The organism is Cellulomonas soli, assembly GCF_052036975.1.
Classification (GTDB): Bacteria; Actinomycetota; Actinomycetes; order Actinomycetales; family Cellulomonadaceae; genus Cellulomonas; species Cellulomonas soli_A.
Genome location: NZ_JBQIAR010000018.1, coordinates 38,262 through 57,520, shown reverse-complemented (window position 1 = coordinate 57,520; position 19,259 = coordinate 38,262). Strand labels below are relative to the sequence as shown.

General features: G+C 72.8%; 19 protein-coding genes. 9 read left to right on the top strand and 10 right to left on the bottom strand.

The genetic code is table 11. The features are described from left to right. Nucleotides 1-133 precede the first annotated feature (133 nt). Entirely contained in the window at nt 134-886 is a 753-nt protein-coding gene (locus tag ACTHAM_RS16135) for an SDR family NAD(P)-dependent oxidoreductase (RefSeq protein ID WP_440689307.1), read from the top strand. A gap of 17 nt (nt 887-903) precedes the next feature. On the opposite strand, the gene arsM is transcribed toward ACTHAM_RS16135, so the two are convergent. Then, nucleotides 904-1,701: an arsenite methyltransferase gene (gene arsM, locus ACTHAM_RS16130; RefSeq protein ID WP_440689305.1), complete on the bottom strand. Its 798-nt coding sequence runs from the start codon at nt 1,699-1,701 to the stop codon at nt 904-906. Between the two features lie 115 nt (nt 1,702-1,816). On the opposite strand from arsM, the gene ACTHAM_RS16125 reads away from it, so the two are divergent. Next, nucleotides 1,817-2,224: an ArsR/SmtB family transcription factor gene (locus tag ACTHAM_RS16125; RefSeq protein WP_440689303.1), complete on the top strand. Its 408-nt coding sequence runs from the start codon at nt 1,817-1,819 to the stop codon at nt 2,222-2,224. Then, nucleotides 2,221-2,760, top strand: coding sequence for an N-acetyltransferase family protein (locus tag ACTHAM_RS16120; RefSeq protein ID WP_440689301.1), 540 nt, complete (start codon nt 2,221-2,223; stop codon nt 2,758-2,760). The genes ACTHAM_RS16125 and ACTHAM_RS16120 overlap by 4 nt, the downstream gene beginning before the upstream one ends. A gap of 69 nt (nt 2,761-2,829) precedes the next feature. Here ACTHAM_RS16120 and glpK read toward each other — a convergent pair whose 3' ends face one another. The 3 genes from glpK to ACTHAM_RS16105 form a co-directional block, all read right to left on the bottom strand. Next, a complete protein-coding gene (gene glpK / locus ACTHAM_RS16115; protein WP_440689299.1) occupies nt 2,830-4,353 on the bottom strand; it encodes a glycerol kinase GlpK in 1,524 nt (507 codons plus the stop codon). A 53-nt stretch (nt 4,354-4,406) separates the two neighbouring features. Beyond that, the gene (locus ACTHAM_RS16110; protein WP_440689329.1) at nt 4,407-5,117 is read right to left on the bottom strand and encodes an MIP/aquaporin family protein; all 711 of its coding nucleotides are present in this window, start codon (nt 5,115-5,117) and stop codon (nt 4,407-4,409) included. A gap of 188 nt (nt 5,118-5,305) precedes the next feature. Further along, nucleotides 5,306-7,063 (bottom strand): FAD-dependent oxidoreductase, encoded by a 1,758-nt coding sequence (locus ACTHAM_RS16105; RefSeq protein ID WP_440689297.1) that lies wholly within the window; start codon nt 7,061-7,063, stop codon nt 5,306-5,308. A gap of 217 nt (nt 7,064-7,280) precedes the next feature. Between ACTHAM_RS16105 and ACTHAM_RS16100 the strand changes: the two genes are divergently transcribed. Further along, nucleotides 7,281-8,267, top strand: coding sequence for a sugar-binding transcriptional regulator (locus ACTHAM_RS16100; RefSeq protein ID WP_440689295.1), 987 nt, complete (start codon nt 7,281-7,283; stop codon nt 8,265-8,267). Between the two features lie 62 nt (nt 8,268-8,329). After that, complete coding sequence (locus ACTHAM_RS16095; protein WP_440689293.1) at nt 8,330-8,884, top strand: amino-acid N-acetyltransferase; 555 nt, start codon at nt 8,330-8,332, stop codon at nt 8,882-8,884. 12 nt (nt 8,885-8,896) lie between these two features. Here the strand turns inward: ACTHAM_RS16095 and ACTHAM_RS16090 are convergent, their stop codons facing one another. Both ACTHAM_RS16090 and ACTHAM_RS16085 read right to left on the bottom strand, forming a co-directional pair. Continuing rightward, nucleotides 8,897-9,253, bottom strand: coding sequence for a cupin domain-containing protein (locus ACTHAM_RS16090; RefSeq protein ID WP_440689291.1), 357 nt, complete (start codon nt 9,251-9,253; stop codon nt 8,897-8,899). A 75-nt stretch (nt 9,254-9,328) separates the two neighbouring features. Further along, nucleotides 9,329-10,231, bottom strand: a complete 903-nt coding sequence (locus ACTHAM_RS16085; protein ID WP_440689327.1) for an A/G-specific adenine glycosylase — start codon at nt 10,229-10,231, stop codon at nt 9,329-9,331. 238 nt (nt 10,232-10,469) lie between these two features. Here ACTHAM_RS16085 and ACTHAM_RS16080 point away from each other — a divergent pair, with 238 nt between their 5' ends. Continuing rightward, a complete protein-coding gene (locus ACTHAM_RS16080) occupies nt 10,470-11,075 on the top strand; it encodes a hypothetical protein (RefSeq protein WP_440689289.1) in 606 nt (201 codons plus the stop codon). A gap of 60 nt (nt 11,076-11,135) precedes the next feature. Here ACTHAM_RS16080 and disA read toward each other — a convergent pair whose 3' ends face one another. Next, on the bottom strand, nt 11,136-12,212 hold the full coding sequence (disA, locus tag ACTHAM_RS16075; RefSeq protein WP_440689287.1) for a DNA integrity scanning diadenylate cyclase DisA: 1,077 nt from the start codon (nt 12,210-12,212) through the stop codon (nt 11,136-11,138). Nucleotides 12,213-12,508: 296 nt separating this feature from the next. On the opposite strand from disA, the gene ACTHAM_RS16070 reads away from it, so the two are divergent. Continuing rightward, nucleotides 12,509-12,937, top strand: coding sequence for a DUF6318 family protein (locus tag ACTHAM_RS16070; RefSeq protein ID WP_440689285.1), 429 nt, complete (start codon nt 12,509-12,511; stop codon nt 12,935-12,937). 133 nt (nt 12,938-13,070) lie between these two features. Then, nucleotides 13,071-13,826: a PKD domain-containing protein gene (locus ACTHAM_RS16065; RefSeq protein WP_440689283.1), complete on the top strand. Its 756-nt coding sequence runs from the start codon at nt 13,071-13,073 to the stop codon at nt 13,824-13,826. A 35-nt stretch (nt 13,827-13,861) separates the two neighbouring features. Here the strand turns inward: ACTHAM_RS16065 and radA are convergent, their stop codons facing one another. Then, complete coding sequence (gene radA, locus ACTHAM_RS16060) at nt 13,862-15,259, bottom strand: DNA repair protein RadA (protein ID WP_440689281.1); 1,398 nt, start codon at nt 15,257-15,259, stop codon at nt 13,862-13,864. Between the two features lie 160 nt (nt 15,260-15,419). Here radA and ACTHAM_RS16055 point away from each other — a divergent pair, with 160 nt between their 5' ends. Continuing rightward, on the top strand, nt 15,420-16,691 hold the full coding sequence (locus tag ACTHAM_RS16055) for a hypothetical protein (protein ID WP_440689279.1): 1,272 nt from the start codon (nt 15,420-15,422) through the stop codon (nt 16,689-16,691). Nucleotides 16,692-16,745: 54 nt separating this feature from the next. On the opposite strand, the gene ACTHAM_RS16050 is transcribed toward ACTHAM_RS16055, so the two are convergent. Together ACTHAM_RS16050 and ACTHAM_RS16045 are read right to left on the bottom strand one after the other, a co-directional pair. Then, nucleotides 16,746-18,353, bottom strand: coding sequence for a sensor histidine kinase (locus ACTHAM_RS16050; protein WP_440689277.1), 1,608 nt, complete (start codon nt 18,351-18,353; stop codon nt 16,746-16,748). Further along, entirely contained in the window at nt 18,350-19,084 is a 735-nt protein-coding gene (locus tag ACTHAM_RS16045) for a response regulator transcription factor (protein WP_440689275.1), read from the bottom strand. Before ACTHAM_RS16045 ends, ACTHAM_RS16050 begins: the two co-directional genes overlap by 4 nt. Nucleotides 19,085-19,259 lie beyond the last annotated feature (175 nt).

The window sequence follows — 19,259 nt, the reverse complement described above, 5'->3', positions numbered from 1 at the left end:
GGCCCAGTGTCTGGACCCCGGTCGTCGCGGTCGTCTAGCGTGCGCTCACGACCCGGGAAACGGACACAACGGACACGTCGGACCCGGCATGACGCGGAGCGCGCCCAGGCGGCCCGGCACGAGAGGTGGATCTGTGGACGGGGCTCTGGCGGGGCGGTCGGCGCTGGTGACCGGTGGGGCGTCGGGGATCGGGCGGTCGGTGGTGCTCGCGCTCGCGGCCGCCGGGGCGGACGTGGCGTTCACGTACCTCGAGCACGACCCGCAGCCGGTGATCGACGAGGTTGACGCCCTGGGTCGTCACGCGATCGCCGTCCGCATCGACGCCCGGCTCTCGTGGGAGCTCGAGAAGGCGGCGCGCGGCACGGCCGAGGTGTTCGGCGGGGTGGACGTCCTGGTGAACAACGTCGGCGGCATCGTCGCGCGCAAGGCCGTGCAGGACTGCGACGACGCGCTGTGGCACGAGGTCGTGGACCTCAACCTCTCGTCGGCGTTCTACGCCGCGCGTGCCACGCTGCCGTTCATGCCGGACGGCAGCCGGATCGTCAGCATCGGTGCGCAGGCGGCGGCGAGCGGCGGCGGGACGGGCATGGTCGCGTACACGGCGGCGAAGGCCGGGCTGGAGGGCTTCGGCCGGGCGCTCGCGCGCGAGCTCGCCCCGCGTCGCATCACCGTCAACACGGTGGCGCCGGGGTTCGTGGGTGGGACGGCGTTCCATGCGCGGCACACGCCGGAGCCGTCGCAGCGGGCTGCGGTCGCCTCGACACCGTTGGCCCGTGCCGGCGCGGGGTCCGACGTGGCCGCGGCCGTGGTGTTCCTGGCGTCCGAGGCCGCCTCGTTCATCACGGGCACGGTGCTCGACGTGAACGGCGGTGCGGGCTTCCGCTGACGCACCGCCGTGCGACGTCAGCCGGCCTTGTGCGCGCGGACGATCGCGCCGTGCAGACCGTCGGCCACCTCGTGCGTGAACTCGACCGTGGGCCGCTCGAACCCTGCGGCGGTGAGCAGGTCGAGGTACTCGGTGCGGCTCAGCGCCCCGGCGATGCAGCCGACGTGGTCGCCCCGCTCGGCGCGGTCGGCGGGGCTGAGCCGGTCCTCGGCGACGATGTCGCTGATGCCGACCCGGCCGCCGGGTGCGAGGACGCGGAAGGCCTCGCGGAGCACGGCCGGCTTGTCGGGGGAGAGGTTGACGACGCAGTTGGAGATGACGACGTCGACGCTGGCGTCGTCCAGCGGCAGGTCCTCGATGGTGCCGGCCCGGAACTCGACGTTGTCCAGCCCGGCCCGCTCGGCGTTGGCGCGGGCCAGCTCGAGCATCTCCGGTGTCATGTCGACCCCGATGGCGTGCCCGGTGGGGCCGACGCGGCGGGCGGAGAGCAGCACGTCGATGCCGCCGCCGGACCCGAGGTCGAGCACGCGTTCGCCGGGGTGCAGGGCGGCGACCGCGGTGGGGTTGCCGCAGCCGAGCGAGGCGAGCACGGCCTCGCGGGGCAGCACGCCGGTGGCGTCGGCCTCGTAGAGCGCGGCGCCGAACCGCGTGTCGTAGACCTCCGTGGTGTCCGGTCCGCAGCAGGCGGCGTCGGTCGCGTCGGCGGCAGGCGCGCAGCACGTGGCGGTGCCGCTGGTCAGCACCTCGCGGGCCGCGGCGCCGTAGTGCTCGCGGACGGCGGTGCGCACGGCGTCGGGCTGGTCCTGCGTGCTCATGGGGTCCTCCTGGTCGCGATGCGATATTGACGAGCGTCAATGTCTCTATCGTGAAGGTCCACATCGACCGGTGTCAATATCGACACGGGTCGATGTCCGGGGCTAGCGTGTGCCCATGAGCCCGACCACCCTGGCCGCGTCCCCGGCCGTCCCGTTGCCGCTGACCGACGTGTCCGCCGTCCCGCAGGGCGCCCCCGACGGGCTGTGCTGCGCACCGCTCGCCCGCGCAGCCCTCGACCACGACGACGCCGTCGTCCTGGCCCGCGTGCTCAAGGCCGTCGCCGAGCCGACCCGCCTGCGCCTGATCTCCCTGATGTGCGCGGAGGAGGGCGGCGAGGCCTGCGTGTGCGACCTCGTCGACGCCGTCGACCTCAGCCAGCCGACCGTCTCGCACCACCTCAAGGTGCTGATGGACGCCGGGATCGTCACCCGCGAGAAGCGCGGCGTCTGGGCGTACTACGCCGTCGTCCCCCGCTGCATGGACGCCCTGTCCGACGTGTTCCGGATGGGACGCGAGGCATGAGCGCCCCCACCGGCACGCCGACCACGCTCGTGGTGACCCCGATGCTCGCCGAGCACGGGGAGCGGGTCCGCGCCGTGCAGGCCGAGGGCATCGCCACCGGCGACGCCACGTTCGAGCAGGCACCCGCGCCGTGGCCCGACTGGGACGCCGGCCATCTCGCCGACCACCGGTTCGTCGCGCTCGACGCCGCGACCGGTGACGTGCTCGGCTGGGTCGCCGCCAGTCCCGTCTCCGGCCGCTGCGTCTACTCCGGTGTCGTCGAGGTGTCCGTCTACGTGGCCGCGGCCGCCCGCGGGCGTGGGGTCGGGCGTGCGCTGCTCGACGCGTTCGTCGCCTCGACCGAGGCCGGCGGGGTGTGGACGATCCAGGCGGGCATCTTCCCGGAGAACACGGCCAGCCTCGCGCTGCACCGCTCGGCCGGGTTCGCCGACGTCGGCGTGCGGCGCGGGCTGGGGCTCATGGGCCACGGCCCGCGGATCGGGCAGTGGCGCGACGTGGTGCTGCTGGAGCGGCGGAGCACGGTCGTCGGCATCTGACAGGGCGAGGGCCCCGGGGAGTCGATCTCCCCGGGGCCCTCGCACGTCATCCGCGTTCCGTGACGGAGGTCAGTGCACGTCCTCGTCGACCCAGTCGAACGTGCGTGTCACGGCCTTCTTCCACAACCGGTACTGACGGTCCCGCTCGGAGTCGTCGATGTCCGGGTCCCAGCGCTTGTCCTCGGCCCAGTTGTCGATGACGTCCTGCTCGCCCGACCAGAAGCCCACCGCGATGCCCGCTGCGTACGCCGCACCCAGGGCCGTCGTCTCGGCGACCTTCGGGCGGATGACGGGCACGCCGAGGATGTCGGCCTGGAACTGCATGAGCAGCTCGTCCTGCACCATGCCGCCGTCGACCTTCAGCTCGGTCAGGTCCACACCGGAGTCGGCGTTCATCGCGTCGAGCACCTCGCGCGTCTGGAAGGCCGTGGCCTCCAGCGCGGCCCGGGCGATGTGCGCCTTGGTGACGTACCGGGTGAGCCCGACCAGCGCACCGCGCGCGTCCGAGCGCCAGTACGGGGCGAACAGGCCCGAGAACGCCGGCACGAAGTACGCACCGCCGTTGTCGTCGACCGTGCTGGCGAGCGCCTCGATCTCCGGTGCCGACGAGATGAGCCCGAGGTTGTCGCGCAGCCACTGCACGAGCGACCCGGTCACCGCGATCGACCCCTCGAGCGCGTACACGGCCGGCTGCGAGCCGATCTTGTAGCAGACCGTGGTCAGCAGGCCGTTCTTGGACGGCACCGGCGACGTGCCGGTGTTGAGCAGCATGAAGTTGCCCGTGCCGTACGTGTTCTTGGCCGTGCCGACCTCGAAGCACGCCTGGCCGAACGTGGCCGCCTGCTGGTCGCCGAGGATGCCCGCGATCGGCACGCCCGGCAGCAGACCGCCCGTGCGGCCCTCGCCGTACACCTCGGACGACGAGCGGATCTCCGGGAGCATCGACAGCGGGATGCCCATCTCGGCGGCGATCTCCTCGTTCCAGGAGAGCGAGTCGAGGTTCATCAGCATCGTGCGCGAGGCGTTGGTGACGTCGGTGACGTGCACGCCGCCGTTGACGCCGCCGGTCATGTTCCACAGCACCCACGCGTCGGTGTTGCCGAACGCCAGGTCGCCGCGCTCCGCCTTCTCCCGGGCGCCCTCGACGTTGTCGAGGATCCAGCGGATCTTGGGGCCGGAGAAGTACGTGGCCAGCGGCAGGCCGACCCGGTCCTTGTACCGGTCCGCGCCGCCGCCGAGCGCCCCGAGGTCCTCGGCGATCTTCTGCGTGCGGGTGTCCTGCCAGACGATCGCGTTGTACACCGGCACACCGGTCGTGCGGTCCCACACCACGGCGGTCTCCCGCTGGTTGGTGATGCCGACCGCGGCGACGTCACGGTGCGTGATGTTCGCGTTGGCCAGCGCCAGGGCGACGACGGCGCGCGTGTTGTCCCAGATCTCCGTCGCGTTGTGCTCGACCCAGCCGGGCCTCGGGAAGATCTGCTCGTGCTCCTTCTGGCCGACCGACACGATCTGCCCGCCGTGGTCGAAGACGATCGCGCGGGTGCTGGTCGTGCCCTGGTCGATCGCCAGGACGTACTGGGTGTCAGACATGTGCTCTCACTCGTTCCTCAGAGGGTGTGGGGGTGTGGCGCCGCAGCCACCGGTCAGACGTACGCGGCACCCGCGAGGCCGGCGAGCACGCCGCCGACGATCGGGCCGAGGACCGGGACCCAGGAGTACGCCCAGTCGCTGGACCCCTTGCCGCGGATCGGCAGCAGGGCGTGCGCGATACGCGGGCCGAGGTCACGGGCAGGGTTGATGGCGTACCCGGTCGGGCCACCGAGGCTGGCGCCGATGCCGACCACGAGGAGCGCGACGGCGAGCGGGCCGAGACCTGCGGGGGTCTTGCCGAACACGAGGATGACGAACACCAGCACGAACGTGCCGATGACCTCGGTGATGAAGTTCCACGCGTAGCTGCGGATCGCCGGGCCGGTCGAGAAGACGGCGAGCTTGGTGGCGCCGTCGGCGTCCTCGTCGAAGTGCTTCTTGTAGGCCAGGAAGCACAGCACGGCGCCGAGGAGTGCCCCGATGAGCTGGGCGAGGATGTACCAGGCCGCGTTGCTGACGGTCGGTTCGATGGTGGCGGTGACCATGCCCTCCGGCCCGGTGAGGGTGGCGAACGGCGAGTCGGCCGCGAGCAGCCCGAGGGTCACGGCCGGGTTCAGGTGGGCGCCGGACTTGAACGCCACGTACACGCCGGCGAACACCGCGAGCCCCCATCCGAAGTTGATGAGCAGCCACCCGCCGTTGAACCCCTTGTTCTTCGGCAGGACCACGTTCGCCACGACTCCGGTACCGAGCAGGACGAGCATGCCGGTGCCGAGGATCTCGGAGACGAACGCATGGGAGAGAATTGTGTCCACGACCTACCCCACTTCTTGACGGACGTCGTTGTCACGTGCGCCCGGTCCGGAGGACCGGGGTGTCTGGGGTCGGGCAGCGACGCCCGACGGTGGTGCCCGACCGCGCCGCACGGTGTGCGACGCGGCCGTTCGTACGCTCAGACGCTCTCGCGCTTTGCCAGCGGCTGCAACGGGGCGAGGTCCACCGCACGCAACCTGACCTGCTCGGCTGCGGCGTCGTCGGGCTCCAGGGCGGCTGCATCCTCCGCCTCGGCACGTGCCCGGTAGGCCTCGATCTCCTTGCTGCGGGTGCGCTCGTCCCAGCCGAGCACCGGGGCGACGAGGTCCGCGATCTCCTCGAGGGCGCCGACTCCGCGGTCGGCCTGCTCGTAGTTGAGCCGGGTGCGGTGCATGAGCACGTCGTCCAGGTGCAGGGCGCCCTCGTGGGAGGCGGCGTACACGATCTCCGCCCCGATGTACGCCGGTGCGTGCTGCAGCGGCGTGGCCAGAGCCGGGTCGGCGTCGACCAGGTCGATCAGCTCGCCCAGCAGCGAGCCGTACCGGTGCAGCAGGTGGTCCATGCGGGGGCGGTCCCAGCCGTAGCGTGCCCCGATCGCGCGCGACTGCCGCTGGAACACGGCCAGGCCCTCGGCGCCGACGAGCGGCAGCTCGTGCGTGATCGACGGCAGGCTCGTGGCCCGCGAGCCGATCGCGAAGTCGACCGCGTCCTTGGCCATCACCCGGTACGTCGTCAGCTTGCCGCCGGCGATGACCGTGAGCCCGGGGGTGGGGGAGGCGACCGTGTGCTCGCGGGACACCTTCGCCGAGCTGGTGCCCGCCTTGACCTCGGGCTGCAGCAGCGGACGCAGGCCCGCCCACGACCCGATCACGTCCTCACGGCTGATCGGCCGGGACAGCACCGAGTTGGCGTGGTCGATGACGTAGTCGATGTCGGCGCTGGTCGCGACGGGGTGCGTGAGCTCCTGCTCCCACGGGGTGTCGGTCGTGCCGATCACCCAGTACCGGGACCACGGGATGATGAACAGAACCGACTTCTCGGTCTGCAGGATCAGGCCCGTCTCGCCCGCGATCCGGCTGCGCGGCACCACGATGTGGATGCCCTTCGACGCGAGCACCCGCAGCCCGCCGTCGGTGCCGGCCAGCGCCTCGGTCTGCTCGGTCCACACGCCGGTGGCGTTGATGATGGCGCGGGCGCGCACGTCGATGTGCTCGCCGGTCTCCAGGTCGACCACCTCGGCGCCGGTCACGGCACCACCGGACGTGGTCTGCAGGTCGAGCACCTGGGTGCGTGAGGCGGCGTGCGCCCCGTAGGAGACGGCCGTCCGCACCAGGGTCTCGACGAGCCGGGCGTCGTCGACGCTCGCGTCCCAGTAGCGCACCGCGCCGATCGCGGCGTCGTGTCGCAGGTCCGGGAACAGGCGTTCCATGCCCTTGCGGGTCAGGTGCCGGTGCAGCGGCATCGCGCGGCGCGTGCCCGAGACCGTGGCCAGGGTGTCGTACAGGGCGACGCCCGCGCCGACGTACGCGCGCTCCCAGACGCGGTTCTCCAGCGGGTACAGGAACGAGACGGGCTTGACCAGGTGCGGGGCCAGCCGGGTGATCAGCAGGTCGCGTTCGGTCAGCGCCTCACGGACCAGCGTGAAGTCGAGCATCTGCAGGTAGCGCAGACCGCCGTGCACGAGCTTGCTGGAACGGCTCGACGTGCCCGAGGCCCAGTCCTGGCCCTCCACGACGGCGGTCGACAGCCCGCGGGAGACGGCGTCGAGCGCGATACCGGCTCCCGTCACCCCACCACCGATCACCAGGACGTCGAGCTCGTTGCCGCGGTTCGCGCTGGCGCGCAGTGCCTCGAGCGCCTCGCTGCGCGCCTGCACCGTCAGTGGTGCGGTCCTCATGTGGTCGTCCTCCCGGTCGTGCGTGCTCCGGCCACGGCGGTGCGGCGGGAACGCCCGTGCACGGTCCTTGTCGGATCGCCGGTGCACGGCATGCCCGTTATCGTCATCACGGGCCGAACGAACGCGCAACCCGAGTGCACATACGTGCAATGCTGGGACGGGGTCGATGACCCGCGACGGCGGACGGTCCCGCGGTCGGCACAGGGGAGAGGCGGGCATGGCGGCGGAACGCGAGCAGGACGTGCTGCGGGCGGCATCGATGTACTACCTGCAGGACCTCAAGATGGAGGTCATCGCCCGGCACCTGGGCACCTCTCGCTCCACCGTGTCCCGGCTCATCAAACGTGCACGGCAGACCGGGCTGGTCGAGATCACCCTGCGCCCCGGCAGCACCCGCGCACCCGGGCTCGCCCGCACCATCTCCGCCGAGTACGGCATCGACGCCTACGTGGTACCCGTGCCCGACTCCGCCAGTCACATCGACCGGCTCGACCAGGTGTCCATCACCGCGGCCCGCCTGCTCAGCTCCTGGTTCGACTCCGACATGGTGCTCGGAGTGGCCTGGGGCACCACGCTCGCCTCGGTGTCCCGGTACCTGTCACCCAAACCCACCCGCGGCTCCACCGTCGTCCAGCTCAACGGTGCCGCGAACATGCGCACCAGCGGCGTGGAGTACGCCAGTGACCTGATCTCCAGCTTCGGCACCGCGTTCGGCGCCGCCGTGCACCACTTCTCGGTGCCGGCGTTCTTCGACTACCCCGAGACCAAACGGGCCATGTGGCGCGAACGGTCCGTGCAGCGCGTGCTCGACATGCAGCGTCGCGCCGACATCGCCGTGTTCTCCGTCGGAGCCGTCGCAGGTGCGGTGCCCAGCCACGTGTACTCCGCCGGCTACCTCGACGACGACGACGTACGCCTGCTGCACGACGAAGGAGTCGTGGGCGACGTGTGCACCGTGTTCATCCGCGCCGACGGCTCCTGGCAGGACGTGCAGCTGAACGAACGTGCCACCGGACCCACCCCCGCCGAGCTCGCCCGCATCCCCCGGCGGCTGTGCGTCGTCGCCGGCGACAACAAGGTCGTGCCGTTGCTCGCGGCGCTGCGCGCCGGGGTCGTCACCGACCTCGTCGTCGACGAGGTCACCGCCACCGAGCTGCTCGACGCCGCCGAACCGGTGCACCGGCGCGCCCGCCCCCGACACTGAGCCGCTGGTCGGAGGCCGGTCGGTCGCGGGACGGCGCCCGCGACGCCAGTACGGTGGGACGCGTGACCTCCGCACCACCGCTGCCGCCCCTGCGCGTGCGGCCCGCGCGGCCGGCCGACGTCCGGGCCATCCACGACCTCGTCGAGCCGTACGCCTCCGACCGGATCCTGCTCGCCAAGGAGTGGGTCGCCTACTACGAGGCCGTGCAGGAGTTCGTCGTCGCCGACGTGCCCGACGAGACCGCCCCGACCGGTCGCCGGGTCGTCGGCTGCGGCGCGCTGCACGTCATGTGGCAGGACCTCGCCGAGATCCGCACGCTCGCCGTCGACCCGGCCTGGCGTCGGCACCGGGTCGGGCACGCGCTGCTCGACGCGCTCATGGTGCGGGCCCGCGAGCTCGGTCTGCGCCGGCTGTTCTGCCTCACGTTCGAGGTCGACTTCTTCGTCCACCACGGGTTCCACGCGATCGAGGGCACACCCGTCACCCCCGAGGTCTACGCCGAGCTGCTGCGCTCGCACGACGACGGCGTCGCCGAGTTCCTCGACCTGGCCCGCGTGAAGCCCAACACGCTGGGCAACACCCGCATGCTCATCGAGCTCGAACCGGGTGGCGCCTGACACGCACCGCGGTCACAGCTCGCGGAAGTGCTCGTCCAGGTCCAGCGTGCCGGTGGTCTCCAGGATCACGGCCGTCAGGTCGGTCGTCGCCCACGTCTGGTGCAGTTCGCCGGGCTCCCACACCACCAGCACCCCGGGCCGCACCGCACGCCGCGGACCGCCGGAGATCTGCACCTCGCCCGCACCGGTGATCACGCAGAACACCTGCCGCAACGTCGCCGGGTGCATGCCGAGCGTGCCGCCCCGCTGCAGGTACGCCACCGACACCCGCGCCTCGTCGCCGTCCTTCGCCCGAGGCAGGAAGTCCATGGCGACACCGGAAGACCCGAAGGCGGTGATCTCCCCGCGGGGGAGCTCGTACAGGCGCATGGGCGAATCCTCGCGCACCGGACGGCCCGCACGGAACAGATTCCGTGACCCGATGTGAGCGTGCGCAGGACCCGATCAGCGTGGCAGCCGGAAGTGGACCAGATCGTCCGGCCCGGGACCAGGCTCACGCACCAGCAGGCCGTCGGCGGCGAGCCCTTCCAGGCACCGGGCCAGCTGCACCGCATCGGGCCACACCGCGTCGACAGCATGGGCCGGGACAGGTTCGAGCGCCTCCCGCAGCAGCGCCATGACACGTCCACGCACCTGCCGGTCGGTGCCCTCCCACGCCTGCGTGCGGCGGCGGCCCGCATGCACGTCCGTCGGGCACCCGGCCTCCCGCCACGCGCACACGGCGAGCAGCGGGCACTCCGGGCACCGCGGGCTGCGCGCCGTGCACACCAACGCCCCCAGCTCCATCGACGCCGCGGCCCACCGGGCCGCCGTCGCGTGATCGGCAGGCACCAGCGCCGCGGCGCGTGCACGTTCAGCCACGGTCGGCGACGGTGACGGCAACGCCTCGCCGTCGACCGCCCGGGCGAGCACGCGGCGCACGTTCGTGTCGAGCACCACCGACCGACCGCCGAACGCGAAGGCCACCACGGCGGCCGCCGTGTACGAACCGATCCCCGGCAACGCCAGCAGCTGCTCCTCGGTGTCCGGCACGCGACCCCCGTGCCGCTCCACCACGGCCTGCGCGCACGCCTGCAGGCGCAGTGCCCGCCGCGGGTAGCCGAGCCGGTCCCACGCCCGCAGTACGTCGCCGGTCGGCGCACCCGCGAGGTCCGCCGGTGCGGGCCACCGGGCCATCCACGCCCTCCAGGCAGGCTCGACGCGCACCACGGGCGTCTGCTGCAGCATCACCTCGCTGACCAGCACGCCCCACGGCGTCCGCTCCGGTGCACGCCACGGCAGATCACGGGCGTGCTCGGTGAACCACGTCAGCACCGGGCCGTGCAGCGTCTCGGCCGCCGACGACATCGACGACGCCGACGACGGTGAGGCGGCGGGGTCGAGGGTCACGCCACCCATCCTCTCCCGACCACCCGACCACCCGACCACCCGACCACCCGGCGACCCGACGGACCCTGGCCGCCCCTGCCTGCTCGCCGACGGCCACCGCGTGGTCGCCCGCTGCCGCGCGTCGAGCGGGAGGTGGCCGTCGCGGACCGTAGGGTGGTGCGGCGTCCACCGCAGGAGCAGACCGGAGGAGGTTCGCATGAACGTCGTGCGACCGACGGGGCCGTTGCCCGCGCGCGTCTACTGGGTGCGACGGTTGGTGGTGCTCGGCATCCCGCTGCTCGTCATCGTGCTGGTCGTGTGGTGGTTCGCCGGACGCGGCGACTCCGCCGCAGAACCCGGCGGCACCACCACCCCCGCCGCCGAGCAGGGCGCCGAACCTGCCGCAGAGGACCAGGGCGACGAGGGTGGGGTGGCTGCCTGCCCGGCTGCCTCGCTCGCGGTCGCGATCACCGCCACCGCGACGAGCTTCGCCGAGGGCAGCGACCCGACCTTCGACCTGACCATCACCAACTCCGGCACCGTGGCCTGCCTCGTCGAGGCGGGGACCTCGCAGGCCGAGGTGCTCATCACGTCCGGCTCCGACCGCATCTGGTCGTCACGCGACTGCGCCGCCGCCGAGGCCGCCACCAACCAGCTGCTCATCGACGCGGGGGACAGCCACCAGCAGCAGCTCGGCTGGGACCGCACCCGCTCGGCCGAGGGGTGCCCCGCGGACCTGCCCGCACCGAACCCGGGCACCTACAGCGCCACGTTCACGGTGCAGGGAGCAGCCTCGCAACCGACGGTCTTCGGTCTGGACTGAGCCCCTCCGCAGGGAGGACGCCGCACGGCAGAGACTGCGCGCGGGTCAGACGTACCGGGGTCAGACGTACCGTTCGAGGATGCTCGACTCGGCAAGTCGCGACAGGCCCTCGCGCACGGCCCGGGCCCGCTGCTCACCCACACCCTCGACAGCCATGAGGTCCTCGATCCCGGCCGCGAGCAGCTTCTGCAGCCCGCCGAAGTGAGCCACCAGGCGCTCGACGATCGCGCCGGGCAGGCGCGGCACCTTCGACATCAGGCGGTAGCCGCGCGGGCCGACCGCCGCGTCGAGCGCATCACCGCCACCGGGCAGGCCGAGCACGCGTGCGATGTGCGCCAGGTCCAGCAGCTCGGTCGCATCCAGCTCGGCGAGCGCCTCCAGGACGGCGTCGGTGTCGCGGCGCACGGTGTCCAGGTAGTCACGGATCACCAGCTCACGGTCCGAGCCGATGCCACCCACGAGCTCGTCCAGCTGCAGCGTCAGCAGGCGGCCGTCCGTCCCGAGCTCGACGACGTAGCCCTCGATCTCCTCCGAGATCCGGCGGACCATCTCGAGGCGCTGCACGACGGCAGACACGTCACGAACCGTCACCAGGTCCTCGATCTCGAGGGCGGACAGCGTGCCGCTGACCTCGTCGAGGCGGGACTTGTAGCGCTCGAGCGTGGCCAAAGCCTGGTTCGCGCGCGACAGGATCGTCGTGGAGTCCTCGAGCACGTGCCGCTGCCCACCCACGTACAGCGCGACGATCCGCATCGACGCGGAAACCGAGATCACCGGGAAGCCGGTCTGCTTGGCGACCCGCTCGGCGGTGCGGTGCCGGGTGCCGGACTCGGCCGTCTCGATCGTCGCGTCGGGCAGCAGCTGCACGGCCGCCCGGACGATCCGGCTGACGTCCTGGTCCACGACCACGGCGCCGTCCATCTTGGCCAGCTCGCGCAGACGCGTGGCCGAGAAGCCCACGTCGAGCACGAAGCCACCCGAGCAGATGGACTCGACCGTCTTGTCGAACCCGAGGACGATCAGGGCGCCGGTGCGACCCCGCAGGATCCGCTCGAGGCCGTCGCGCAGCTCCCCGCCGGGGGCGACAGCGGCGAGTGTGGACCTCAGCAGGTCGTCGGTGGCGTGCAGGTGCGGCACCGCAGCATCGTACGTGCCCCCGCCCGCCAATGGTCGGACGACCCGCCACGCCACCGGGTGACCTGCGCCTTCGCGACACGGATCGCCCCCGTGGCCGCGCTGTCCACAGATACTCCGATCCCACCCCGGGGATGGCCGGTTTGGGTAGGTTCGCCGGTATGCCTGCACCGACGAGACGCCTCCTGGCCTGCGCGACCTCGATCGCCGCGGCGGTCGGACTGCTCGCCGGGTGCACCGACGGGACTACCGCCGCTGACCCGACCGACACCACCACCACAACCGGCTCACAGCCGAGCATGAGCGCGACACCGAGCCCGGACGTGACCGCAGCCGCGCCGCAGTGGACAGCCGCGATGGACGAGGTCAGCGCCGACGGCGCTCTGGCCGTGGGCCAGTACTTCCTCGAGCTGTTCCCGTATGTTCACGCCACGGGTGACACGACCGCCTGGCGCTCGATGAGCCACCCCGACTGCCTCTTCTGCGCCGATGTGGCCCAGGACGCGGAGAGCCCACCGGAGGGTGGTTTCGAGGACGCCAGCGTGCGAGTGGAGGTCATCCAGGGTGTTGAACTGACGCCTTCAGCGTCCTACTCCTTGACCTACTCGATGCAGTTCGAGTCCGAGTCGGGCAGCGAGGACGACACGGTCGCCATGCTGGTCGTGCGTGAGGCTGACCGGTGGCTCGTTCGCGGCGTCGACATCACCGTCACGTCCTCGGATGCATAGCGCAGTCGGGATGGGCGGGGTGTGCCTTCTCTCCATCTCCGCTCTGATCACGCCCTACGTCGTCACCCCACAGCCCGGAGGTGGCAGCGACCGGTACAGACCTGGCGGCTATGCGCGCGACGCCGTGGTCGAGATGACGAACAGGGAGAGCGCGAACCTCGCGATGGCTGCGGCTGCAGATCCGGCGTCGTCGCCGTGGGAGTACGACCGGGGGCCGCACTGCGGGACGGGGGCCTCGACGGGCGACGCCCTGCTCGTGGGGTGCCTGGGTGAGCCGCCCGTCTGCGAAGACGGCGCCCCACCGCTCATGCCGCTGTTCCGCCGGTTGGAGACCTCCACCAACGAGAACGACTGGGAGCAGGTGAGCAGCTGGGCATGCCCGGAAGCCGCCGTCCCGGCGTTCACCGCCCAGGACCTGCGCCTGCTGCCGATCGCGCCGGGCACCGCGGGGATCAACCCCAACACAGGTCCGTTGCTGGTCAACGCCACCAACGTGGTGTTCACCGACGCGGGCGAGCAGCAGTTCACCACGAACCTGCTCGGCTACACCTTCGAGGTCATCGTCACCCCCACCAGCTACACCTGGGACTTCGCCGACAACACCCGCCCCCTGGTCACCACCGACCCCGGCGCCCCCTTCCGACCCGGCGACGGCGACCGCCTCGATGAGTACCTCACCCACGTCTACACCCAACCCGGCACCGCCCAGATCACCCTGACCACCACCTGGACCGGCCGCTACCGCATCCCCGACCTGACCGACTGGCAAGACGTCCTGGGCACCGCCACCACCACGACCACCAGCCGCGCCCTGACCATCGAAGAACGCCGCACCCACCTCGTCGGAGCCACCTGCGACCAAGAACCCGACGCACCCGGCTGCGGCTGAACCCGACAGCCACACCGCGAGGTCAGGCCCCGCGGTCAGCGACCGATGCCGACCGCCACGACCGCCTCGGCCAGGTCGTGCGCGAACAGGACCGTCAGCCCGGCCGGTGCGGCGGCGCCGTCGAGCGCGCCGGCGGGCACGATCGCGTGCGTGAAGCCCAGCCGGGCGGCCTCGGCCAGTCGGCGACCGACACCGCTGACGGTGCGGATCTCGCCCGCGAGACCGACCTCACCCACGGCCACCAGCCGCGGGGGCATCGGTGCGTTCTCGCGGGAGCTGACTGCAGCCAGGGCGAGCGCCAGGTCGGCCGCAGGCTCCACCACGCGCGCGCCGCCGACGGTCGAGACGTAGACGTCCTGGTCGGCGAGCCGGGCGCCGACCCGACGTTGCAGCACGGCCAGCACCATGGCCAGGCGGCTGGAGTCGACACCGCTCGTGGTCCGCCGCGGGTTCGGCACCGCCGACGGGGCCACCAGGGCCTGGACCTCGGTGGCCAGCGGGCGGCGGCCCTCGAGCGTCACGGTGACGCACGTGCCGGGCACGTGGTGCCGGGTGCCGGACAGGAACAGCCCGCTGGGGTCCGCCAGGCCCACGATGCCCGACTCGGACAGGTCGAAGCAGCCGACCTCGTCCGTGGGTCCGTACCGGTTCTTGGTGGCGCGCAGCATCCGCAGGCGTGAGTGCCGGTCGCCCTCGAACTGGCAGACGACGTCGACCAGGTGCTCGAGCGTGCGGGGACCGGCCACCGAGCCGTCCTTGGTCACGTGGCCGACCAGCACGACGGGCAGGTCGCGGGACTTGGCGGCCTGGATCACGGCGGCGGTGACCTCGCGGACCTGGGCGACACCCCCGGCGGTGCCCTCGATCGCCGAGGACGCGATGGTCTGCACGGAGTCGAGCACGAGCAGGTCCGGGTCGACCTGCTCGATGTGCCCCAGCACCGTGGCCAGGTCGGTCTCGTCGGCCAGGAGGAGCCGCTCGTCGAGCGCCGAGATGCGCTCGGCGCGCAGCCGGACCTGGGCGGCCGACTCCTCGCCCGTGACGTACAGGACCCGACGCCCCGTGCGGGCAGCGCGAGCCGCCACGTCCAGCAGCAGCGTCGACTTGCCCACGCCCGGCTCACCCGCCAGCAGCACCACGGCACCGGGCACGATGCCGCCGCCGAGCACCCGGTCGAGCTCGTCGACTCCGGTGGGCCGGGCGCGGGCCTGCTCGACATCGATCTGGTCGATCGGCCGGGCGGGGGCGCGTGTGGGGGCCACGGCCGTGGTGCGCGGGGCGCCACCCCCCGGCCCGGTGTCCTCGACGACGGAACCCCAGGACTGGCACTCGCCGCAGCGGCCCACCCACTTGGTCGCGGTCCATCCGCACTCGGTGCAGCGGAACCCCGGTCGGGTGGCCCGCTCGGCCCGGCGAGTAGTTGTGGTCGTCACGGCGAGCACGGTAGCCGTCGCCGCCCACAGCCCCGCGCGGCGCGAGGGCGACAGACACCCGGGGCGCTCCCACGCCCGCCGTGCACGCCTGGGTAGGCTGCGGTGGGCCCGTGCGGACGGGACCGCGACCGGGACCGAGTGCCACGCAAGGGGAGCCCACATGACCGACGACCGGCGACCGGAGCACGTCGACCCGGACCTGCCGACCCCTGGTGCGGCCGCTCCGGACGTTCCCCGCTGGGCCTCGACGAGCCAGGCGGCGCAGCAGACGGGTGGCGGCGTGTGGAGCGCGCGACCCTCCAAGCCCGCCCGGCCCGTGCAGGCCGCGCCGGCGCCGGCTGTCCCGCAGGCCCCTCTGGTCCCTCCGGCTCCGGCCGCGCCGCTGGCACCGCCTGCCCCGCAGGCGCAGACCGCCCCGCCTGCGCCGTGGAACGCTCCGCCTGCTGCTGCGTCGGCCCCCACTGCCCCCGCTGCCGCTGCGGCGATGGCGTCTCCCACGGGTGGGGACGCCTCGCCCACCACGGCCGGCTGGGCGATCGTCGACCCGTCGACGCCGAAGCCCTCGGCCGCGCCGCTGCTCGGCACCGCCCCGGTCGGTCCTCTGGGTGCCGCGGCCCCGGCGTTCGCGGCACCGACGCCTGACGAGCAGCACTTCGCTGCCGCTGCACCCGGCGCCGCGGGGCCGGTGCCCGCACCGCAGACGGGTGCCGCCTTCGCCTCGGCCGCCACTGCGGACGTGCCCGACCGTACGACGCCGGGCGCGTCCGGAGGTGAGCCGCCTGCCGGTGGGCGGCCGCGCTGGCTCGTCCCCGTCGTGATCGGCGCCGTGGTGCTGATCGTGGGCGGGGTTGCCGGCGGCATCCTGGCCACGCGCGGCGGTGACGACGCCCCGCCGCCCGCCGCGGCGTCCACCATCGTGATCCCGCCGCCCACCGCGACGGTGGCGCCGGTGGTACGCGAGGCGACGACGCCGTTCGCGACCGTGCTGCCCGCCACCCTGCTGCAGTACGCGCTGACGACCTCCGGTCCGGCGGACGCCTGGTCGGGCGCCGGGGCCATCGAGGCGTACACGGACACCTACGACGACGGCGCAGGCACGCAGATCACCGTGCTGGCCGGGCAGTGGGAGACCGCCGAGGAGGCCGCCGCGTTCGCGCAGCAGCTCGTCGAGACGCTGGGTGACGTCGCGGCGCAGCCCGCGGACGACAGCGCCACCCCGGAGACGACCGAGCCGACGGCGGGCGCCGCGGCGACCGTCGACGAGCCGCGCTCGGGTGACGTGCTCGTCGGTGGGCAGAGCGTCGGCTCGTACGTCATCACCGACCAGGGAGACGGCAACTCGGTGGCGGTCTGGTGGAACGGCACGGCCGTGTTCCAGTTGACCGCACCGACCGGGGACATCGCCAACCTGTACGCCGCGTACCCCCTCTGATCGCCGACCTCTGGGGACCGACCTCTGAGCGCTGACCGTCGACCCGTCCCGGCCTCAGTCGTCGGGGGCTGCCGGCAGCATGACGGTGAACGTCGTTGAACCCGGACGGCTGGCCACGGTGAGCGTGCCACCGTGCGCCGTCACCACGGCGTGCGCGATCGCCAGGCCGAGCCCGGTCGACCCGGCGGCACGGTTGCGTGAGGCGTCCCCCCGCGTGAACCGCTGGAACAGCCGTTCACGCAACGCGGGCGCGATGCCGGGTCCGTCGTCGCTGACCTCGAGCACCACGTGGTCGCCCTCGCGGCGAGGGCGCACGGTGACGGTCGTGCCCGCCGGTGTGTGCACGCGCGCGTTCGACAGCAGGTTGGCCAGCACCTGACGGAGCCGGTGGTCGTCGCCGAGCACCACGACCTCCTCGGCCTGGTCGTCCTGCGCGGCGACGAGCAGGTCGGACAGCGCCCACTCCTCCGCCCCGAGCTCGGGTGCCTCGGTGTCCCACGGACCCTCGTCCGTGCCGGGCAGGTCCAGCCGCCAGGTGTGGTCGGGTCCGGCGGCGTGCGCGTCGGCGATCGCGTCGATGGCCAGGCCGGTCAGGTCGACCGGTGCGGAGTCGAGGGGACGGCCGGCGTCGAGACGGGCCAGCAGCAGCATGTCCTCGACGAGCGCGGTCATGCGCAACGACTCGGACTCCACCCGTCCGAGGGCCTGCAGCGCACCGTCGGGCAGCTCCTCGGGGGAGCGGCGCACCAGCTCGGCGTAGCCGCGGATCGAGGCGAGCGGGGTGCGCAGCTCGTGGCTGGCATCCGCGACGAACTGGCGCACCTGCGTCTCGGACTCGTGCCGGGCGGCGAGGGCGCTCTCGACGTGGCCGAGCAGACGGTTGAGGGCGGCGCCGACCTGCCCGACCTCGGTGGCCGGGTCGGTGTCGCGGGCGGGCACGCGTTCGGCGAGCGTCACCTCGCCGCGGTCCAGGGGCAGCTCGGCGACGCGGGTGGCCGTGGCGGCCACGCGGGCCAGCGGTCGCAGCTCACGGCGCAGCAGCAGGAGGGCCAGCGCCCCGGCGACGAGCAGCGCGATGGCGGCGACCACGAGCTCGGCCATGACGTAGTCGTTGACGGTCTCGGTCACCGTCGACATGGGGACCGCGGTGACGGTCGTGACGCCGTCGTGCGTGGAGGCGGCCAGTGCGCGGTAGTCGCCCAGGCCGTCGAGGGTCACGTCGTGGGCGGAGCCGTCGGCGGGGACGGCCAGCAGGGCGGCGGTGGCGGACGCGTCGAGCACGACGAACTCGCCGGTCTCGCGGTCCAGGTACCCGGCGCTCGTGGTGGAGCCGTCGTCGAAGACGTTGACGGTGCCGGCGGCCTGGCCGGGAGGCTGGCGGTCCTCGAGCGGGGACCCGGTGCCGGACGAGGGGTCGTCGGACGGCGTGCCCCCCGTGAGGGAGGGCAGCTCGCCGAGACGTTCGGGAGCCCGCTGCGCGAACCCCGAGCTGCGGCTGAGCTGCTCGTCGAGCTGGGTGACCAGCGAGCCCCGCAGCGCGAGCGCCGAGACGACCCCCATGAGCACGGCGACGACCGCGATGAGTCCCACGACGAGGGTCAGCAGGCGGGTGCGCAGCGTCCAGCGGGACGGCGTCAGGCGCGTGGTCCGAGGCGTGCTCACGCCGGCTTGAGCACGTATCCGACACCGCGCAGGGTGTGCAGCATCGGCTCGCGGCCCTTGTCGATCTTGCGCCGCAGGTACGACACGTACAGCTCGACGATGTTCGCCTGGCCGCCGAAGTCGTACTGCCAGACGCGGTCGAGGATCTGCGCCTTGGACAGCACCCGCTTGGGGTTGCGCATGAAGTAGCGCAGCAGCTCGAACTCGGTCGCGGTCAGGCGGATGTCGTCACCGCCGCGCGAGACCTCGTGGGAGTCCTCGTCGAGCTGCAGGTCGCCGACGACGATCACGGAGTCCTCGCGCGCGGAGGTCGCTCCGGTGCGCCGCAGCAGGGCGCGCAGGCGGGCGACGACCTCCTCGAGGCTGAACGGCTTGGTGACGTAGTCGTCGCCGCCCGCGGTGAGGCCGGCGATGCGGTCCTCGACGGCGTCCTTGGCCGTGAGGAACAGCACGGGCACGTGCGGGTCGGTGGCGCGGATGCGGCGCAGCACGTCGATGCCGGACAGGTCGGGCAGCATCACGTCGAGCACGATCACGTCGGGGTCGAGCGACTTGGCCTGCTTGACGGCCGCGTGGCCGGTCAGGGCGTGGTCGACCTGCCAGCCCTCGTACCGCAGCGCGGTGGAGAGCAGCTCGGCGAGGGTCGGCTCGTCGTCCACCACGAGGGCACGGACGGGGGAGCCGTCGGGGCGGGTGAGCACGTCCGGTCGGCGTGCGGTCGTCGTCGTCATGGTGGAGAGCATCGGCTGTGAACCTGTTGTGTTGCTGATTCGTCCCTGTGAATCACCTGAGCCCGCCGCGGGAGGTGCACGGGCGCGGGCTCGGTGCGTGCACCCACGCGGTCGTCGTCGGGGCCGGGCAGCCGCGTCCGATCGGCTACGGGCTGCACGCCGTGTGACCTACCGT

Coding starts and splice junctions, on each gene's coding strand:
- arsM (WP_440689305.1), bottom strand. CDS start 1,701: ATGAGCACGCAGGACCAGCCCGACGCCGTGCGCACCGCCGTCCGCGAG.
- ACTHAM_RS16125 (WP_440689303.1), top strand. CDS start 1,817: ATGAGCCCGACCACCCTGGCCGCGTCCCCGGCCGTCCCGTTGCCGCTG.
- ACTHAM_RS16120 (WP_440689301.1), top strand. CDS start 2,221: ATGAGCGCCCCCACCGGCACGCCGACCACGCTCGTGGTGACCCCGATG.
- glpK (WP_440689299.1), bottom strand. CDS start 4,353: ATGTCTGACACCCAGTACGTCCTGGCGATCGACCAGGGCACGACCAGC.
- ACTHAM_RS16110 (WP_440689329.1), bottom strand. CDS start 5,117: ATGCTCGTCCTGCTCGGTACCGGAGTCGTGGCGAACGTGGTCCTGCCG.
- ACTHAM_RS16105 (WP_440689297.1), bottom strand. CDS start 7,063: ATGAGGACCGCACCACTGACGGTGCAGGCGCGCAGCGAGGCGCTCGAG.
- ACTHAM_RS16100 (WP_440689295.1), top strand. CDS start 7,281: ATGGCGGCGGAACGCGAGCAGGACGTGCTGCGGGCGGCATCGATGTAC.
- ACTHAM_RS16090 (WP_440689291.1), bottom strand. CDS start 9,253: ATGCGCCTGTACGAGCTCCCCCGCGGGGAGATCACCGCCTTCGGGTCT.
- ACTHAM_RS16085 (WP_440689327.1), bottom strand. CDS start 10,231: ATGTCGTCGGCGGCCGAGACGCTGCACGGCCCGGTGCTGACGTGGTTC.
- ACTHAM_RS16080 (WP_440689289.1), top strand. CDS start 10,470: ATGAACGTCGTGCGACCGACGGGGCCGTTGCCCGCGCGCGTCTACTGG.
- ACTHAM_RS16070 (WP_440689285.1), top strand. CDS start 12,509: ATGAGCGCGACACCGAGCCCGGACGTGACCGCAGCCGCGCCGCAGTGG.
- ACTHAM_RS16065 (WP_440689283.1), top strand. CDS start 13,071: ATGACGAACAGGGAGAGCGCGAACCTCGCGATGGCTGCGGCTGCAGAT.
- ACTHAM_RS16055 (WP_440689279.1), top strand. CDS start 15,420: ATGACCGACGACCGGCGACCGGAGCACGTCGACCCGGACCTGCCGACC.
- ACTHAM_RS16045 (WP_440689275.1), bottom strand. CDS start 19,084: ATGACGACGACGACCGCACGCCGACCGGACGTGCTCACCCGCCCCGAC.